This window comes from uncultured Roseovarius sp. (assembly GCF_963972555.1).
Taxonomy (GTDB): Bacteria; Pseudomonadota; Alphaproteobacteria; order Rhodobacterales; family Rhodobacteraceae; genus Roseovarius; species Roseovarius mucosus.
In genome coordinates this window covers 194,084-212,243 of record NZ_CAXAUM010000005.1, presented here as the reverse complement: position 1 = coordinate 212,243, position 18,160 = coordinate 194,084, and the positions used below count along the sequence as shown (strand labels likewise).

Genomic DNA, 18,160 nt, shown 5'->3' with positions numbered 1-18,160 from the left:
ATGTGCTTTCTGTTCAGGAATAGGTGGCCGAACGGGTCGGCGGCAGGGTAAAATCCTCGGTATGGACAACCACCCCTGTCTCGGTCAGCAGCAAGAGGCCATAGGCGCCGGGTTCGTCGATCGAGAGGCTGGTATCCTCTGCGTCGAGCGCCATGGGCATCTGGTGACAGGGGCTCTTGAGGATGGCTGTGGGAATACCCCCCGCCGATCCCTGAACCGTGCGGTGAACATGGCCCGATACGATCTGAACGACATTTCCCGCCGCCCTGAGGCGTGCGATGAACTCGGCGCGGTTGCGAAGCCCGATGGCATCCATCCCGGCAAAGCCCGTGTCGATGGGCGGGTGATGGGTAAAGATGATGACCGGCCCTGTGCCGGCCTCGGTCAAACGCTGCTCCAACCAGCCAAGTCGCGCGGGGCAGAGGTAGCCTGAATGCAGGTCCGGGGCGGTTTCGTCCAGCGTGTCGAGACAGATCAGCCGATGCGCCCCGATGTCGGCGTGGTGCTGAATATGCCCCGTTTCCATCCGTGCGGCCTCGGGAAAGGTGTCGAGAAAGGGCGCGCGGCGGTCGTGATTGCCAAGCATGAGGCTGACGGGCAGGGGGCAGTCGGCCAGGGCCCCGCGCAGGCGGGCGTATTCCTCTGGCCTGGCTCGATGTGTCAGGTCGCCGCAGAGCACGATGCGCGCGGCATCGGGGTGGCGCGCAAGCGCGTGGCTCAGCCCTTGGGTAAAGCGGGCATAGGGATCAAGGCCGATGATCGTCTGGCCCTGGGCCACGATGTGAATATCGGTGAAGACGAGGATTTTCTGCATGGCGCGGCCTGTCATTGGGCTATGCCGCGCAGCATGGCGCAAGTGAGGTGGTTGGGAAAGCGTATTCCGGGAATGGAAATCGCCCCCCTTGGGTCAGGTTCCAAGGGGGGCGGGGGGTGTTATTCCAGTTCGACCAGCAGATCCTTGGCGTCAATCTGGCTGCCGGGTTGGACATGCACCGCCTTCACGGTAGCATCACGCTCTGCGTGCAGACCGGTTTCCATCTTCATTGCCTCGATGGTGAGCAAGAGGTCGCCCGCCTTGATCTTTTGTCCGGCCTTGACGGCAACGGTCGCCACGGCCCCCGGCATGGGCGCGCCGATGTGGTTGGCGTTGCCCAGTTCCGCCTTGGGCCGGGCCGCCACTGTGCTCTTGATCCGCCGGTCGGGCACGCGCACGGTACGCGGCTGGCCGTTGAGTTCGAAGAACACCCGCGCCTCGCCGTCCTCTTGGGTCTCGCTTACCGCGACCAGCCGGATTTCCAGCGTCTTGCCGGGGTCGATTTCGGCGGTGATCTCTTCGCCGGTCTCCATCCCGTAAAAGAAGGTGCGGGTGGGCAGGGTGCGCACGGGGCCGAATTGCGCATGCCGTTCCATGTAATCGGCAAAGACCTTGGGATACATCAAGCTGCCCATCAGGTCCTCGTTGTCGATCTTCTTGCCGAAACGCTCGGTCAGTTCGGCAAGCCGCGCATCGATATCCTCGGGCGGCAAGAGCGTGCCTGGGCGCACGGTGATGGGCTCTTCGCCCTTGAGCACCTTCTTGACGATGGCGGGGGGGAAGCCGCCGGGGGCCTGGCCGACATAGCCTTTCATCAGCGTGACCACCGAGTCGGGGAAGCTGACTTCGGTCTTGGGGTCGAGCACGTCCTCGCAGGTGAGGCCCTGGCTTACCATCATCAGCGCCAGATCGCCCACGGTCTTGGCAATCGGTGTCACCTTGATGACGTCGCCGAACATCTGGTTCACATCGGCATAGGTGCGCGCGATGTCGTGCCAGCGGTCCTCCATCCCCATCGAGCGCGCCTGCGCCTTGAGATTGGTGAACTGGCCGCCGGGCATCTCGTGCAGGTAGACTTCGGAGGTGGGCGATTGCATGCCGCTCTCGAAGGCGGCGTAGTGATTGCGCACCGATTCCCAGTAGTTCGAGATTTGACGAATGGCCCCGATGTCGAGCCCGGTGTCGCGCGGCGTATGGCGCAGCGCCTCGACAATGGTTCCGAGTGTGGCTTGGCTGGTATTGCCCGAGAGCGAGTCCATCGCACAATCGACCGCATCCACCCCGGCCTCGGAGGCCGCAAGGATCGTGGCCCCGGCAATGCCTGCCGTGTCATGGGTGTGGAAATGCAGCGGCAGCCCCACCTCTTCCTTGAGCGCCTTGAAGAGCACGCTTGCCGTGGCCGGTTTCATCAACCCGCCCATATCCTTGAGACAGAGGATATGCGTGCCGGCGGCCTTCAGCTCCTTGGCCATGGAGAGGTAGTATTTGAGGTCGTATTTCGAGCGCGCGGGATCGAGAATATCGCCGGTGTAGCAGATCGCCGCCTCAAGCACCTTGCCCGACTCGAGCACGGCATCCATCGACACGCGCATGTTCTCGGCCCAGTTCAGCGGATCGAAAACGCGGAAGATATCCACCCCGCTCTCGGCGGCCTGTTTGACGAAGGCGGCGACCACGTTGTCGGGATAGTTGGTATAGCCCACCCCGTTCGAGCCGCGCAGAAGCATCTGAGTGAGCAGGTTGGGCATGGCCGCGCGAATGTCGCGCAGGCGCTGCCAGGGACATTCGTCGAGAAAGCGATAGGCCACGTCAAAGGTCGCCCCGCCCCAGCATTCGACCGAGAAGAGGCCGGGAAGATCATGGGCGTAATTGGGGGCGATGCCGATCATGTCGATCGAGCGCATGCGTGTGGCCAAGAGCGACTGATGGCTGTCGCGCATGGTGGTGTCGGTGATCAAAAGCTGCTTTTGCGCTGCCATCCAGTCGGCCACCGCCTGCGCGCCCTTGCGCTCAAGGATCTGTTTCGGGCCGTCCTTGATTTCAGGGTTGGCGGGGCGCGGGGCGCGGGGCAGCTTGAGGTCGGCGGCCGGGCGGGCCCGGCCTTCGACCTCGGGATGGCCGTTGACCGTGATGTCGGCGATGTAGCTGAGAACCCGCGTGCCGCGGTCCCGCCGCTTGGCGAATTTGAACAGTTCGGGCGTCGTGTCGATGAATTTGGTCGTGTAGGTATTGTTGAGGAAGGTCGGATGCTTGAGCAGGTTCTCGACGAAGGCGATATTCGTGCTCACGCCGCGAATGCGGAATTCGCGCAGGGCGCGGTCCATCCGGGCGATCGCCTGTTCCGGCGTGGGCGCCCAGGCCGTGACCTTGGTCAGAAGGCTGTCGTAGTAGCGGGTGATCACGCCCCCCGCGTATGCGGTACCGCCATCCAGACGGATGCCCATGCCCGTGGCCGAGCGATAGGCGGTGATGCGGCCGTAATCGGGGATGAAGTTGTTGAGCGGGTCTTCGGTGGTGATCCGGGTCTGGAGCGCGTGGCCATGCAGGGTGATGTCATACTGGCTGGCCTTGCCGGTGGCCTCCATCAGGCTCTTGCCTTCGGCGATCTTGATCTGGGCCTGCACGATGTCGATGCCGGTGACTTCCTCGGTCACGGTATGCTCGACCTGAACGCGGGGATTGACCTCGATGAAGTAGAATTTGCCACTGTCCATATCCATCAGGAATTCGACGGTGCCGGCACATTCGTAATTCACATGCTTGCAGATCTTGTAGCCAAGCTGGCAGATTTCCTCGCGCTGCGTCTCTGACAGGTAGGGGGCGGGGGCGCGTTCCACCACCTTTTGATTGCGGCGCTGCACCGAGCAGTCGCGCTCGAAGAGGTGATACATATTGCCATGCTTGTCGCCCAGGATCTGGACCTCGACGTGGCGCGCGCGCAGGATCATCTTTTCAAGATAGCCCTCGCCATTGCCGAATGCTGCCTCGGCCTCGCGGCGGCCCTCGCGGACCTTATCCTCAAGCTCGCTCTCGTTTTCGATGGGGCGCATGCCACGCCCGCCGCCGCCCCAGGACGCCTTGAGCATCAAGGGATAGCCGATCTCCTTGGCCTGCTTGCGGATGTCCTTGATGTCATCGCCCAGAACTTCGGTCGCGGGGATGACGGGCACGCCCGCCTCGATGGCCACGCGCCGCGCGCTTGCCTTGTCGCCAAGCGCGCGCATGGTTTCGGCACGCGGGCCGATAAAGGTGATCCCCGCCGCGTCGCAAGCATCTACAAAGGCCGGATTTTCAGACAGGAGGCCATAGCCGGGATGGATCGCATCCGCGCCCGAGAGCTTGGCCACGCGGATGATTTCCTCGATCGACAGATAGGCCTGAACCGGCCCCATGCCCTCGCCGATGCGATATGCCTCGTCCGCCTTGAAGCGGTGCAGCCCGAGCTTGTCCTCTTCGGCGAAGACAGCGACGGTTTTCTTGCCCATTTCATTGGCAGCCCGCATGATGCGGATGGCGATTTCGCCCCGGTTGGCGATGAGAATTTTCTTGAAGTCGGCCATGCCTGTCCCCCGGTTTATCAGTTCTGGCGGCGCGGCCGTCTATGCCGCATTGCAGCGCTGCATCCTTGTAGGATTTGTGAAAGGTTTGTGCAATCCGGCAAACTGGGTATTCCCCGGCAAGGGAAATTTCCTGTCCCGACGGGTGGGTGGCCCTACCCGGAGGGGATCAAGCGTGCGCGCACATCCCAAAGCGTGTGCGTGCCCAACTGGCCCATGTTGGCGCGCAAATCCTCGGCCAGGATATCCGCCAGATGCGCGGGGCCGCTCTCGCCCAAGGCCCCAAGCGCGTAGTGCCAGCCGCGCCCCAACATGACGAAATCCGCTCCAAGGGCGATGGCGCGCAGCACGTCGAGCCCGCCTTCGATGCCGCCGTCCATGATCACCGGCAGGGTGGTTGCGGCGCGTACCTGCGGCAGCGCTTCGATTGTGGCGGGGGCGGCGTCGAACTGTCGACCTGCGTGGTTCGAAATCCAGATCGCATCCACGCCCTCTTTCTCGAGCGCGGTGGCATCGTCGGCGCGCAGCACGCCCTTGACGACCAGCGGCCCGTCCCAGGCATCGCGCAGCCAGCGCAGATACTCCCAGTCGGGCGAGGTGCGCAGCAGGTATCCGGCGTGCTTGTTCGAGGGCAAGCCCTTGGTCTGGCCCGCATAATCGTCAATCAGCCGCATCCGCGGCATGCCGAGCCGCGCGGTGCCAAGCGCCCAGGCCGGGCAGCGGGCGACCTGCGCCAAAAGCCGCGGCGTCAGCTTGGGCGGCTGTGTAAGCCCAGACCGCACCTGTCGCTCGCGACGGCTGCCCACGGGCACATCGACAGTCAGCACCAGCACCGAGAACCCGGCGTTGCGCGCGCGGTTCAGCATGTCCGTGCGAATGCCGGTGTCGCGCGGCGGATACATCTGGAACCAGCCATTGCCGCTCAGATGCGGGCCCACGACCTCGGGCGTCTGGCTCGCCACGGTGGAGAGGCCATAAGGTATCCCCACCTGCGTTGCGGCCCTTGCCAGGAGACGCTCGGCATCGGGCCAGATGAGGCCGGACATGCCCACGGGCGCGATTCCGACCGGCAGGGCATGGGTCTGCCCAAAGAGGGGGGCGGTGATGTCGGCTGTGAACTCGCCATGCAGGATCGAGGGGCTGAGCCGCACCTGATCGAGCATCAGGCGATTGCGCGCCTTGGTGGCCTCTGTTCCGGTGGCACTGTCAAGGTATTCCCAGACGAAATGTGGAATGCGCCGCGCCGCACGGGCGCGCAGGTCAGACAGGGCGGGAAAGGCGGCATGCAGGTTCATGATGCGCATTTGCGCGGGTTTTCAGGGGCTTGTCCAGAGGGCAGATCAGGGTGGAACAATCCCCGAACATCTCTTTAACTCTCGCTGCCTCCGCGCTATTGTCCTACGCATGAACAGATTTGACGAATCCGATGCCTTTGAGGGGGCCAGCCTCTCGGCCCGTGCGATAGCTGCGCGGCCTGCGCCCTATCTCGATGACCTCAACCCCGAGCAGCGCCGCGCGGCGGAGACATTGGATGGTCCGGTGCTCATGCTGGCCGGGGCAGGCACGGGCAAGACCAAGGCGCTGACCACGCGCATCGCTCATCTGATGAACACCGGGCGCGCGGGGCCGGGCGATATTCTGGCCGTGACCTTTACCAACAAGGCCGCGCGCGAGATGAAGGAACGCGTCAGCCGCCTGATGGGCGAGCGGGTCGAGGGCATGCCGTGGCTTGGCACGTTTCATTCGATCTGTGTCAAGCTCTTGCGCCGTCACGCCGAACTCGTCGATCTCAAGTCCAATTTCACCATTCTTGATACAGATGACCAATTGCGCCTGCTCAAGCAATTGGTGCAGGCGTCGGGCATCGACGACAAACGCTGGCCCGCGCGGATGCTGGCTGGGATCATCGACCAATGGAAGAACCGCGCCTGGACGCCCGACAATCTGCCCAGCAGCGAGGGCAGCGCCTATGACGGCAAGGGGCCGGCGCTCTATCGGCAGTATCAGACCCGCCTGCGCGAGCTGAACGCGGTCGATTTCGGCGACCTGCTCTTGCATGTGGTCACGATCTTTCAAAAGCACGACGATGTGCTCAGGCAATACCAACGCTGGTTCCGCTATATCCTCGTGGACGAGTATCAGGATACCAACGTGGCGCAATATCTGTGGTTGCGCCTCTTGGCGGGGGGGCACAAGAACATCTGCTGCGTGGGCGATGACGACCAGTCCATCTATGGCTGGCGCGGCGCCGAAGTGGGCAATATCCTGCGGTTCGAAAAGGATTTTCCGGGCGCGGCTGTGATCCGGCTGGAGCAGAATTACCGCTCGACCCCGCATATCCTTGCGGCGGCGTCGGGGGTGATTGCGGGCAATCGCGACCGGCTGGGCAAGGAGCTGTGGACCGCCGCCGAGGAGGGGGAAAAGGTCCGCCTGATCGGCCATTGGGATGGCGAGGAAGAGGCCCGCTGGATCGGCGAGGAAATCGACGCGATGCAGCGGGGCACGCGGCGGATGCGGCCCTATTCGCTGGACGAGATGGCAATTCTCGTGCGCGCCTCGCACCAGATGCGCGCCTTCGAGGACCGGTTCCTGACCATCGGCCTGCCGTATCGCGTGATCGGCGGTCCGCGATTCTACGAGCGTTTGGAAATTCGCGACGCCATGGCCTATTTCCGGTTGGTGGTCTCGCCTGCGGATGATCTGGCGTTCGAGCGGATCGTCAACACTCCAAAACGCGGTCTTGGCGACAAGGCGCAGCAGAAAATCCAGGTCTCGGCGCGCCAGAATGGCGTGTCGCTGGTCGAGGGGGCGCGGCTCTTGCTCGACGACAAGGGCATCAGCGGCAAGGCGGCGGGGGAGTTGCGCCTGCTGATCGACGGGCTGGCCCGTTGGGGCCGCATGGTGGACGATGCCGACATCACCCATGTCGAACTGGCCGAGATGATCCTCGACGAGAGCGGCTACACGGCCATGTGGCAGAATGACAAGACGCCCGAGGCACCGGGGCGGCTCGAGAATCTCAAGGAATTGGTCAAAGCCCTGGAAGGGTTCGAAAACCTGCAAGGGTTTCTGGAGCATGTCAGCCTCATCATGGACAACGAGTCGGGCGATGAGGGCGAGAAGGTCACGCTGATGACCCTGCACGCCGCCAAGGGGCTGGAGTTTCCGGCTGTGTTCCTGCCGGGATGGGAGGATGGGCTTTTCCCGTCGCAACGCGCGATGGACGAAACCGGCGTGCGCGGGCTCGAGGAAGAGCGGCGGCTGGCCTATGTCGGCATAACCCGCGCCGAAGAGGTCTGCACCATTTCGTTTGCGGGAAATCGCCGCGTTTACGGCCAGTGGCAATCGCAGATGCCCTCGCGCTTCATCGACGAATTGCCCGAGGCGCATGTCGATGTGCTGACCCCTCCGGGGCTTTATGGCGGTGGGTATGGGGCGGCGGCCTCAGCCGGCATCGAGAGCCGCGCCGCCGAGGCCAATGTGTACAATAGCCCCGGTTGGCGGAGGCTTCAGGCGCGCGGCGGCGAACGGCCCATGAGCCAGCCAAGCGAGGCCCGCCACAGCGTGATCGACCTTCAGGCCACCAGCGCGCATACGGTGGGCGAGCGCGTCTTTCATCAGAAATTCGGCTATGGGGCGATCATCGCCATCGAGGGTGACAAGCTCGAAATCGCCTTTGAAAAGGCGGGCACCAAGAAGGTGGTCGCGCGCTTTGTCACCGGCGCGGATGATGTGCCGTTCTGACGCGGGTCAGCGGCGGATCTGAGTATTTTTGCCAAGAAGAAACCCGATGTCGCTTCTTCTTGGTGCAAATACTCAAATCCGACCTTGCGCCGAAACGCTCAGCCGAGGTGATCCACGACCGTCAGATGCTGCGCCAGCCGGCTAACCTCGGCCAGATAGCGCGCGACCAGTTTCGGATCATGGGGAGCTGCGCTGACGCCTGCGGGGATTTCGCGCGCGAGCACCGACTCGACCGCGAGCGAGACCGGAATCGACACGAGCCGCGCCATCGCCGTGCCGCGCGCATCGCCCCAGGCGTCCATCACATAGCTTTGGTGCCAGACTGGTTTACCGGCCTTTTCTGCCTTGAGATCGACGCAGAGCACGACGCGGTCCGGTTCGCCCTCATCATAGGCGTTCTCTTGCCAGAACTGATCGGACATCTCCTTGAGCCGGGCATCGCCCGCGGCACCGTCGAGCGTTTCGATCTCGGCAAAGACCTCCTTCCAAGCCTCGGACCAGCCATTCAGGCGCAGCGTGCCGCGCACAAAGTCCTTGATCCGCCAGTCGGGATCGAACCGGTAATCGGCGATGAAGGGGATTGAATCGCGGTTGGGATACACCTCGAAGGTCTCGGGGGTTGGCAGGGGCGCGTCATAGCTGGAAATCGCGTCCCAGGGCCGGGACACCCTGAGTTCCGAGAAATCTCGAATCGAGCGCGAGGGCGAGCGCAGCGCCTTGAGCACGCCCAGAGGCGACCAGCTGAACTTGTAGCGAAACGGGTTGGGATGTTTCGGCACGCCGCCGCAATAGGAGGTGAACGACAGGTCATTGCCTGCGTCAAAGGCCGGGGAGGCGCGATAGTCGGCCACCAGATGATGCGCCATCAGGTGGTCAATGCCGGGATCGAGGCCGATTTCATTGACAAAGCACAGTCCCTTGTCGCGCGCCGCCTCATCCAGGGCGCGCATCTCGGGGGCGATGTAGGAGGAGGAGACGAAATGCACGCCCGTCCCGAGGCAAAGCTCGGCCAGCGGCACATGCCAGTCGCCGGGCAGCATCGAGACCACGACATCGCCGGGTTTGAGCAGTTTGGCGAGGGCGTCCTTGTCAAAGGCGTGGATCTTGTCCGTGAGATCACCGACGGCGGCGCGCGCCTTGTCGGTCGAGCGGTTCCAGACGCTCACGTCATGCCCTGCCTCGATCAGTCGCCGCAGACCGGGAATGGCCGATAGGCCGGTACCGCACCAGTGGATTGTCATGTCCGTCTCTCCTTTTACTTGTAACGGAGTTTCGCCGCGACGATGCTCAGCATCGCCAGAACGGCGCAGATATTGGCCAGAATGAGAGGCCAGTCGCCGATCATCAGCCCATAGACCAGCCACAGGGATACGGTGGTCAGAAAGAGCAAGTTTGACGGGAGCGAGAGGCCCGAGGTGTCGCGCGTGGCCCAAGCCTTGACCGCCTGTGGAATCCAGCAGATCGTCCCCAGAAAGGCGGCCAGATATCCGACATAGGGCGCCATTCAGATCGCTTTCATATGGGTGTGAAAGGTCTCTGCCGCGCGGCCCCAGACCCCTTGATCCAAGGTGTCGAGGGTCAGGAGGGAGGCCAGCAACTGCCCCGCGTAATCCTGCGAGGATTCCACGGGCAAGAGCGAGGGCAGGTTGTCGATGGCCATGATGTCGAGCGGCGGCGCGTCATGCACACGCAGCACGGGGGCCGCCCAGGAGGTGGCCGCGTCATAGAGCGGCACCGGGTTGTAATCGCTGTCAGGATCGCAGGCCACATCGCCGACCACGGTCAGTTGGCGGGGCTGATCGAGCGCGGATTTCGGCACGAACACCGGCGTGCCGGGGCGCGCGAAGATGCAGTTCAGAAAGATGTCATGGGCGAGAATTTCCGGGAAAGGCCCGCCGGATGCGGTCTCGGCCATGTCCCAGCGGGTGACGAGCACGTCCATTGCCTCGCAAAGGTCTGCCGCCCCGGTGCCCACGCGGCCCAAGGCCCCGATTACGATGGCGCGGGGGCGCGGCGCGCCCGTGGCATCGAGCCGTGCACCGAGGTCGGCCAGCAGCGCGTCGCGCCCCGGATAGGTATCGACGGGGGGGCAGGTCGCATCGCGCTGTTGCGCCACCCAAGCCATGAGCGACACCGCTGCCCCGGCATAGCCCGCCCAATAGCCGAAGGCGGCAACGCGCCGGCCCGTTTCGTCAACGAGGTATTCGAGATCATAGAGCGTGCCGCCGCCGGCCTTGAACCGCTGCAAGAGGCGTCGTCCGGCGTGCTGGCCCTTGAAGGCATGGCCGAACATGATGTGGCGATGCGGCAGGGGCGTGCCGTCCTCGGGCAGTTCCTTGAGCCCGAAGATGATCGCGTCGGCGGGGGCGGAGGGCCATGCGTTTTCCGGTGCAATCGTGCAGCCCGCCGCGCGGTAGCCGTCGATCGGAATGGCGCGGTTGTGGCTTTCCTCGACCGTCACGCGGATGCCCTTGGCGATGAGTTGTGCCGCGCCCTCGGGCGTCAGGCCGACGCGTTCCTCGTTTGGCCGCTGTTCGGCCCTTACCCACAGATGTGTCATGTCAGCCTTTCAGATCATGTTGTCGGCGATCACCTGCGCGACCGAGGGGCGCGCGCGCATTGCCTGCACAAAGGCAGTGATCTTGGGGAATTGTGCCACGTCCACCCCGTCACCTGCCAGCCAGCTACAGGCAACATAGAGATAGGCATCGGCGAGCGAGACAGTCTCGCCCAACACAAAAGGCCCGGTGAGTACGTGGTTTTCCACATAGGCGGCGCTGTCGGTCATGGTCTGCACCGACTTGGCCTTCATATCGTCAAAAGAGCTTTGCTGATCGGCCCAACGGTGGCCGCGCATTTTGTGCGCGTGGTTCACATGCATGGTGGAGGCGATGTAATACATCGCTTCGCGCATCTTGGCGGCCTGATAGGGATCTGTGGGGCGTAATCCGGCCTGCGGCGTAGTGTCGGCGATGTAATCGAGGATCGCGCCGGTTTCGGTCAGAATGCCGTTGTCGGTGACAAGGGCCGGAACGCGCCCTTTGGGATTGATCGCGAGATAAGTAGCCCCTGATTGCTCCCCGGCCCGGAAATCGAGGCGCATCGGTTCAAAGTCGAGACCGGCCTCGTGCAGGGCGATGGCCACTGCAATCGAGATGGTGCCTTTGGCGTAATAGAGTTTCATGGCGGGTCCTCTTGACTGTCAGATGAAGGTGCGGGCATGCGCCCGGTCGGGTGTGTCGAGATGGGGCGTGGCGTTGAACGTGCCCAGCATCAGCATGTCGTGCACATGCTCAAGGCGGTGCAGCGAACTGTTCATCACTTGAAGCATGACCTTGGACAGGCCCGGAATATCGAGGCCGAGGGCGTGCCGCATGACCATGCCGATCACGCCGCCGGAGGTGACGATCAGGATGCGCCCGTTATGATGACAGATGTCGTCGATCAGGCTGGTGATCCGGGTTGTGAAATGCTCGAAAGTCTCGGGCACATCGTCAAGATCGCCCCTTGCCCAGTGTTCGATCACCTGCGGCAGGTAGCGGGCGAACTCGGTCGCATCGGCAGGAGCGGGAATGCCGTGTTGCATTTCGATGGCGCGGGCGAGGGCGAAATAGCTCAACTCGTCAAGGCGCGGATCCCGTTCGGTGATCTCGTAGCCCATGGCGCGGGCGGTGCCGATCTGACGGTTGAGCGTGCCGGTGAGGACATGGTCGAAATGGGGATTCGTCTGCGCCAGATGGGCGCCCAACCATTCGGCCTGCTGCACGCCCAGAGGCGACAGCCGGTCATAATCTGTCTCATCGGTCGCATGGCTGTTGGCCTGCCCGTGACGCACCAGAATTAGCTCTGCCAAGGTTTCCCTCCCCGAATTCTGCGCGACGTTAGCGCCGGTTGCGGCGGGGTTAAAGGTGGTGCGCGAAATAATCCGCCCGTTTGCCGGCGATGCGCAAGAGGCGCGGGAATTGGGGCCAATGCGATGGCTCTTTGCCTTTCGTGGCGCAAACGCAAGGTGAGGTGTCGGGATTGACGGCCTATGGGATGCCGCTGCATGCTTAAAAAAGGCCCAAAGCAGGGAGGCACGCTGATGACCGACAAGATCACATTCGTATTGGACGGCCAAGAGGTCGAGGCAGACGCCGGTCAGACGATTTGGGAAGTTGCGAATGGTCGCGGCCTGAAAATACCGCATCTCTGCCACAAGCCCGCACCCGGCTATCGCCCCGATGGCAATTGCCGCGCCTGCATGGTCGAGGTTGAGGGCGAGCGCACTTTGGTCGCCTCCTGCATTCGCGAGGCCAAGGCGGGTATGGTGGTGACCACGAATTCCGCGCGCGCGGAATCGGCGCGCAAGATGGTGGTGGAAATGCTTTTGGCCGATCAGCCCGAGCAGGCGCAATCGCATGACCGTTCGAGCCACCTCTGGGATATGGCCGAGGCCAACGGCGTGACGCACAGCCGCTTTCCCAAGCTCGAGAAAGAGCGGATCCCGCTTCTTGATGACACCCATATCGCCATGCGCGTCAATCTGGATGCTTGTATCCAGTGTGGTCTTTGCGTGCGCGCCTGCCGCGAGGTGCAAGTCAATGACGTGATTGGCATGGGAGGGCGAGGACACGACGCCTATCCGGTGTTCGATCTGGCTGATCCGATGGGGGCCTCAACCTGCGTGGCCTGCGGCGAATGTGTGCAGGCCTGCCCGACCGGGGCCTTGATGCCTGCCACCGTGCTTGACGATCAGCAGCAGGGCGACAGCGCGGATTTCGACGAAGAGGTCAAGAGCATCTGCCCCTTCTGCGGCGTGGGCTGTCAGGTCTCGCTCAAGGTCAAGAATGGCAAGGTCAAGTATGTCGAGGGCATCAATGGGCCTGCCAACGAAGGGCGGCTCTGCGTCAAGGGGCGGTTCGGTTTTGACTATATCCACCACCCGCACCGCCTGACCAAACCGCTCATTCGCCGCGACGATGCGCCCGCCAAGGGTCTGAATGTCGATCCCGGCAATTGGCAGGAAGTATTCCGCGAGGCCGAGTGGGACGAGGCGCTCGATCTGGCGGCGGGCGCGCTGAAGGGGCTCAAGGATACCCATGGCGGGACCAGCGTGGCGGGCTTCGGTAGCGCCAAATGCACCAATGAAGAAGCTTATCTCTTTCAGAAATTCATCCGTCAGGGATTTGGTCACAACAACGTCGACCACTGCACGCGGCTCTGCCACGCCTCCTCCGTGGCGGCGCTGATCGAGAATGTCGGCTCTGGTGCCGTCACGGCGACCTTCAACCAGATTGAAAACGCAGATGTTGCGATCATCATCGGCGCCAACCCGCTAGAAAACCATCCCGTTGCTGCGACCTATTTCAAGCAGTTCACCAAGCGCGGTGGCAAGCTCATCGTCATGGACCCACGCGGCCAGGGCATGAAGCGCTTTGCCACCCATATGCTGCAATTCCGCCCCGGTGCGGATGTCTCGATGCTCAACGCGATCATGCACGTGATCGTGGAAGAGGGGCTGTATGACCAGCAGTATATCGCAGCCTTCACCGAGAATTGGGAGGCGGAGAAAAAGCATCTGGCGCAGTTCCCGCCCGAGAAGATGGAAGCGATCTGTGGCGTGCCCGCCGAGACCCTGCGCGCTGTGGCGCGGGATTTTGCCACGGCCAAGGCGGGGATGATCTTTTGGGGGATGGGCGTCAGCCAGCACATCCACGGCACAGACAATTCGCGCTGCCTGATTTCGCTGGCGCTGATGTGCGGCCATGTGGGCCGTCCGGGCACCGGGCTGCATCCGCTGCGTGGCCAGAACAACGTGCAGGGGGCGTCTGACGCAGGCCTCGTGCCGATGTTCCTGCCCGACTATCAGACCGTGACCGATGACGGCGTGCGCCGCGCCTTTACCGAGGTCTGGCAATCGGGGGACTTCTCGAACCAAAAGGGCTTGACCGTGACCGAGATCATGGATGCGGTCCACGAGGACAAGATCAAGGGCATGTATATTCTGGGTGAGAACCCGGCGATGTCAGACCCGGATGTGGAGCACGCCCGCGATGCTCTGGCCAAGCTGGAGCATCTGGTGGTGCAGGATATTTTCATCACCGAAACGGCGAACTATGCCGATGTGATCCTGCCTGCCTCGGCCTTTTATGAGAAAGCGGGCACCGTCACAAACACCAATCGTCAGGTGCAGATGGGCCGCCCCGCCGTGCCCCCGCCGGGAGAAGCGCGCGAGGATTGGGCGATCACCGTGGAGCTGGCCAAGCGGATCGGTCTCGATTGGTCCTACAACAGCCCGGCGGATGTCTTTGCCGAGATGAAGGTCAACATGCGCTCGCTCGACAATATCACCTGGGAGCGGCTGGAGCGGGAAGGGGCTGTGACCTATCCTTGTAAAGGCCCAGATCAGCCCGGCGAGGCGGTGGTGTTTGGCGATGGGTTCCCGCGCCCCGAGGGTCGTGCGAAATTCACCCCGGCGGCGATCATCCCGCCAGACGATGTGCCTGACGCGGACTATCCGATGATCCTGACCACGGGGCGGCAGCTTGAGCATTGGCACACAGGGTCGATGACCCGGCGCGCCAGGGTGCTTGATGCGGTCGAACCTGAGGCGAATTGCTCGATGCATCCCGCAACTCTGCGCAAGCTGGGGGTTGAGCCGGGCGGCATGGTGCGCCTGAGCACCAAGCGCGGCTCGATCCGGATCATGGCGCGGGCAGATCGCGCTGTGGCCCCCGATATGGTGTTCCTGCCCTTTGCCTATGTCGAGGCGGCGGCGAATATCCTGACCAACCCGGCGGTCGATCCCTATGGCAAGATCCCCGAGTTCAAGTTTTCGGCGGTCAAGGTCGAAGCGGCGAATATCGCGGCGGAATGATATGGAATGCGCCCCGCGCAGGTCGTGGGGCGCACAAACACATGCCCGTAGATTTGGCATTTGGCCTCGGACCGCGGCGCGCCTATAGTCGCGCTTGGACATGACCCGAAAACCCGACACCCCGTTGCGCCGTGGCTGGACCACGGGCGCTTGCGCCACCGCCGCGACGCGGGCGGCGCTGAGTTTGTTTTGGGGGGAAGGCAAGGTGCGGCGCGTGCAAATCACCCTGCCGCGCGGCGAAACACCAGAGTTTGACATCGCGCATCACGCCAGTGGCGAGGACTGGGCCGAGGCGGGGGTGATCAAGGACGCAGGCGACGACCCGGATGTGACCCATGGGGCGATGATCATCGCCCGTGTGGCGCGCTCAGAAGGTGGCGTGGTGTTTCGCGCGGGCGAGGGGGTGGGGCGCGTCACCATGCCAGGTCTGCCGATCCCGCCAGGCGACCCTGCGATCAACCCGGTGCCGCGCCAGATGATGCGCGAAACGGTCGAGGATATGGCCGAGCGCCTGTCGGAAAGCCCGGATATAGAGATCACCGTTTCGGTGCCCGGTGGGGCAGCGCTCGCGCAAAAGACGTGGAACCCGAGGCTGGGTATCAAGGGAGGGTTGTCAATTCTGGGCACCACCGGGATTGTGCGCCCGTTCTCCTGTGCGGCCTGGATCGCGTCGATCCATCGTGGCATCGACGTGGCGCGCGAGACAGGGTTGACCCATGTGGCAGGCTGTACGGGTGCCACGAGCGAACAGGTGGTGCAGGGCCTCTATGATCTGCCAGATCACGCGATGCTCGATATGGGAGATTTCGCCGGTGGGATGCTCAAGTATCTTGCCCGGAATCCGATGCCGCGCCTGACGGTGGGGGGCGGTATCGGCAAGATGACCAAGCTGGCGCAGGGCGCGCGCGATCTGCATTCGGGTCGCAGCCAGGTGGATTTTGCGGGCCTTGCCGAGGCGCTTGGCCTGCCCGAGCTGAAATACATGAATACGGCCTTGCAAGCCTATGATTTGGCGGGGGAAACCCTGGCGGATTGGGTGGCGCGCGAAAGCCGCGCCAAGGTGTTGGCGATGCTGCCTGACGGGGTTGCCGTGGATACCGTCGTGATCGACCGGGCAGGCGCAGTGCTGGCGCGGGCGGGGGGCACATGACGCTCTTGCTGCTGGCGGGTACGGGGGAGGCGCAACAGCTGGCGCGACATCTGGCGGATGAGGGGCGCGCGGCGGTGGCCTCGCTCGCCGGGGCGACGCGGGCACCGCGCGCCATGGGGCTGCCCACTCGGATCGGAGGGTTCGGCGGTGAGGCAGGGTTTCTTGCCTATGTGGCAGAGGCGGGCATTACGGCGGTGCTCGATGCCACGCATCCATTTGCGGCGCAGATCTCGGCGCGGACGGCGCGGCTTTGCGCGGCGCATGATCTGCCCTATTGCCAGCTTTTGCGGCCGGAATGGGTGCCGGGGACAGAGGATCGCTGGACGGACATTGCCGCCGAAGAAGAGGCGGCGGCGCATATTCCGGTGGGGGCTACGGTGTTTCTTGCGACCGGGCGGCAGGGCGTGACCCGCTTTGCCAATCTCGACGGGCGGCGCCTGATTTGCCGTGTGGTCGATCCGCCCGAGGCACCCTTTCCCATGGCAAATGGCACCTATATCGTTGGCCGTCCGCCGTTTTCCGTGGATGATGAAATTTCCCTTTTCACCCGGCTTGGCATTGATTGGCTGGTAGTCAAAAATGCGGGCGGGGCGGCGTCCGAGAGCAAATTGGCGGCGGCGCGGGCGCTGAGCCTGCCGGTGGCGATGATCGCCCGCCCGCCGCAACCCGACGCGCCCCGTGTGGCGACGGTCGCGGAGGCAATAGAGTGGGTGCAGGCGCTATGACGGGGCGGATCATCACATGTGAGGCGGATGTGGAAGAGGGGGCGACCCATCTGGCGGCGCTGTGCCCGCGCATGCGCCATGCGTATGGTCTGACCGGGCCGCTGCCTTTGCGGCGAAACCCGGATGGGTTCGCTGAGCTGTTGAGCGCGATTGTCAGCCAACAGGTCAGTGTTGCGTCAGCCAATGCGATTTGGTCGCGGATGGAACAGGCCGGGTTTACCGAGCCTCAGCGCATTGTTGCAGTCACGGATGATGACCTGCGCGCCGTGGGCCTCAGCCGACAAAAGGCGCGCTATGCCCGCGCGCTTGCGGAGGCGGGGATTGACTATGCCGCCCTGCGCTACGCACCGACGCCGGAGGTCATTGCAACTCTAACGCAGGTGCCCGGTATCGGCGTCTGGACGGCGGAAATCTATGCGATGTTCAGTCTGGGGCGCGCGGATGTCTTCGCGCCCGGCGATCTTGCCTTGCAAGAGGCGGTGCGCCTGCTCTACGACCTGCCGGAACGCCCCAAGGAACGGGCGCTGCGGCAGATGGCCGAGGATTGGGCGCCCTGGCGCGCCGTTGCGGCACGGCTCTTGTGGGCCTATTACCGGGTGGCCAAGGACAGGGAAGGGATCAGATGACACGGGTTTTGAAAGCAGGCCGCAAGGCGCCGCAGTCGGGCGAGACACGCTCGGCCGTGGTCTTTCTGCACGGATACGGCGCCAATGGCGCAGATTTGCTGGGGCTGGCCGATCCGCTGGCGGAGCATTTGCCCGATACGCTCTTTGTAGCACCCGATGCGCCCGAAAGTATTCCCGGCATGCCCTTTGGCCTTCAATGGTTTCCGATTCCCTGGATTGACGGATCGAGCGAGGAAGAGGCGCATCGCGGGCTGATGACGGCCACGGCGGATATGAACGCCTTTCTCGATGCGCTTATGGTGGATGAAGATCTCTTGCCGGAACAGGTGGTGCTCTTCGGCTTTTCCCAAGGCACGATGATGGCGCTGCATGTCGCACCCCGGCGCGAAGACGCGCTTGGCGGCGTCGTGGCCTTTTCGGGGCGGCTCTTGTCGCCGGAATTGCTGAGCGATGAGGTGCAAAGCCGCCCGCCGGTCCTTTTGTTGCATGGTGACGCCGACGAGGTGGTGCCGGTGCAGTCGCTGCCGCAGGCGGCAGAGGCCTTGCAGCAGGCCGGTTGGCAGGATGTCTATGCCCATATCATGAAGGGCACTGGCCATGGGATCGCGCCCGACGGCCTATCGGTTGCTCTGGCCTTCATGCGCGACAAACTTGGCCTTTGACGGTTTTCCGCAAATCGCCGCAG

Annotated in this window: 14 protein-coding genes; 6 read left to right on the top strand and 8 right to left on the bottom strand. The window is 63.5% G+C overall.

Features of this window, described 5'->3' with window-relative positions:
* Positions 1-13: 13 nt before the first annotated feature.
* The 3 genes from AACZ65_RS07350 to AACZ65_RS07340 form a co-directional block, all read right to left on the bottom strand.
* Positions 14-814, bottom strand: coding sequence for a phosphodiesterase (locus tag AACZ65_RS07350; protein ID WP_339669463.1), 801 nt, complete (start codon positions 812-814; stop codon positions 14-16).
* A 119-nt stretch (positions 815-933) separates the two neighbouring features.
* Positions 934-4,374: a pyruvate carboxylase gene (pyc, locus tag AACZ65_RS07345; protein ID WP_339669461.1), complete on the bottom strand. Its 3,441-nt coding sequence runs from the start codon at positions 4,372-4,374 to the stop codon at positions 934-936.
* A gap of 152 nt (positions 4,375-4,526) precedes the next feature.
* Entirely contained in the window at positions 4,527-5,666 is a 1,140-nt protein-coding gene (locus tag AACZ65_RS07340) for an alpha-hydroxy acid oxidase (protein WP_339669459.1), read from the bottom strand.
* A 109-nt stretch (positions 5,667-5,775) separates the two neighbouring features.
* Here AACZ65_RS07340 and AACZ65_RS07335 point away from each other — a divergent pair, with 109 nt between their 5' ends.
* Positions 5,776-8,115 (top strand): UvrD-helicase domain-containing protein, encoded by a 2,340-nt coding sequence (locus tag AACZ65_RS07335; protein ID WP_339669458.1) that lies wholly within the window; start codon positions 5,776-5,778, stop codon positions 8,113-8,115.
* 98 nt (positions 8,116-8,213) lie between these two features.
* Here AACZ65_RS07335 and AACZ65_RS07330 read toward each other — a convergent pair whose 3' ends face one another.
* From AACZ65_RS07330 to AACZ65_RS07310, 5 genes are read right to left on the bottom strand one after another with little or no spacing between them, the layout of a single operon-like run.
* Positions 8,214-9,356 (bottom strand): saccharopine dehydrogenase family protein, encoded by a 1,143-nt coding sequence (locus tag AACZ65_RS07330; protein WP_339669456.1) that lies wholly within the window; start codon positions 9,354-9,356, stop codon positions 8,214-8,216.
* Positions 9,357-9,370: 14 nt separating this feature from the next.
* Positions 9,371-9,619, bottom strand: coding sequence for a SemiSWEET transporter (locus AACZ65_RS07325; protein ID WP_296636715.1), 249 nt, complete (start codon positions 9,617-9,619; stop codon positions 9,371-9,373).
* The gene (locus AACZ65_RS07320; RefSeq protein WP_339669452.1) at positions 9,620-10,675 is read right to left on the bottom strand and encodes a saccharopine dehydrogenase; all 1,056 of its coding nucleotides are present in this window, start codon (positions 10,673-10,675) and stop codon (positions 9,620-9,622) included.
* 9 nt (positions 10,676-10,684) lie between these two features.
* Positions 10,685-11,299, bottom strand: coding sequence for a glutathione S-transferase family protein (locus tag AACZ65_RS07315; RefSeq protein WP_339669451.1), 615 nt, complete (start codon positions 11,297-11,299; stop codon positions 10,685-10,687).
* Between the two features lie 18 nt (positions 11,300-11,317).
* Positions 11,318-11,968, bottom strand: a complete 651-nt coding sequence (locus AACZ65_RS07310) for a histidine phosphatase family protein (protein WP_339669449.1) — start codon at positions 11,966-11,968, stop codon at positions 11,318-11,320.
* A gap of 231 nt (positions 11,969-12,199) precedes the next feature.
* On the opposite strand from AACZ65_RS07310, the gene fdhF reads away from it, so the two are divergent.
* The 5 genes from fdhF to AACZ65_RS07285 all read left to right on the top strand — a co-directional run bounded on the left by fdhF (position 12,200) and on the right by AACZ65_RS07285 (position 18,137).
* Positions 12,200-14,974, top strand: a complete 2,775-nt coding sequence (gene fdhF, locus AACZ65_RS07305; RefSeq protein WP_339669447.1) for a formate dehydrogenase subunit alpha — start codon at positions 12,200-12,202, stop codon at positions 14,972-14,974.
* A gap of 100 nt (positions 14,975-15,074) precedes the next feature.
* Positions 15,075-16,124 (top strand): cobalt-precorrin-5B (C(1))-methyltransferase, encoded by a 1,050-nt coding sequence (locus AACZ65_RS07300; protein WP_339669445.1) that lies wholly within the window; start codon positions 15,075-15,077, stop codon positions 16,122-16,124.
* On the top strand, positions 16,121-16,849 hold the full coding sequence (locus AACZ65_RS07295) for a cobalt-precorrin-6A reductase (RefSeq protein ID WP_339669443.1): 729 nt from the start codon (positions 16,121-16,123) through the stop codon (positions 16,847-16,849). The genes AACZ65_RS07300 and AACZ65_RS07295 overlap by 4 nt, the downstream gene beginning before the upstream one ends.
* On the top strand, positions 16,846-17,475 hold the full coding sequence (locus AACZ65_RS07290; protein ID WP_339669499.1) for a DNA-3-methyladenine glycosylase 2 family protein: 630 nt from the start codon (positions 16,846-16,848) through the stop codon (positions 17,473-17,475). The genes AACZ65_RS07295 and AACZ65_RS07290 overlap by 4 nt, the downstream gene beginning before the upstream one ends.
* Positions 17,472-18,137 (top strand): alpha/beta fold hydrolase, encoded by a 666-nt coding sequence (locus AACZ65_RS07285; protein ID WP_339669441.1) that lies wholly within the window; start codon positions 17,472-17,474, stop codon positions 18,135-18,137. The genes AACZ65_RS07290 and AACZ65_RS07285 overlap by 4 nt, the downstream gene beginning before the upstream one ends.
* Positions 18,138-18,160: the final 23 nt, after the last annotated feature.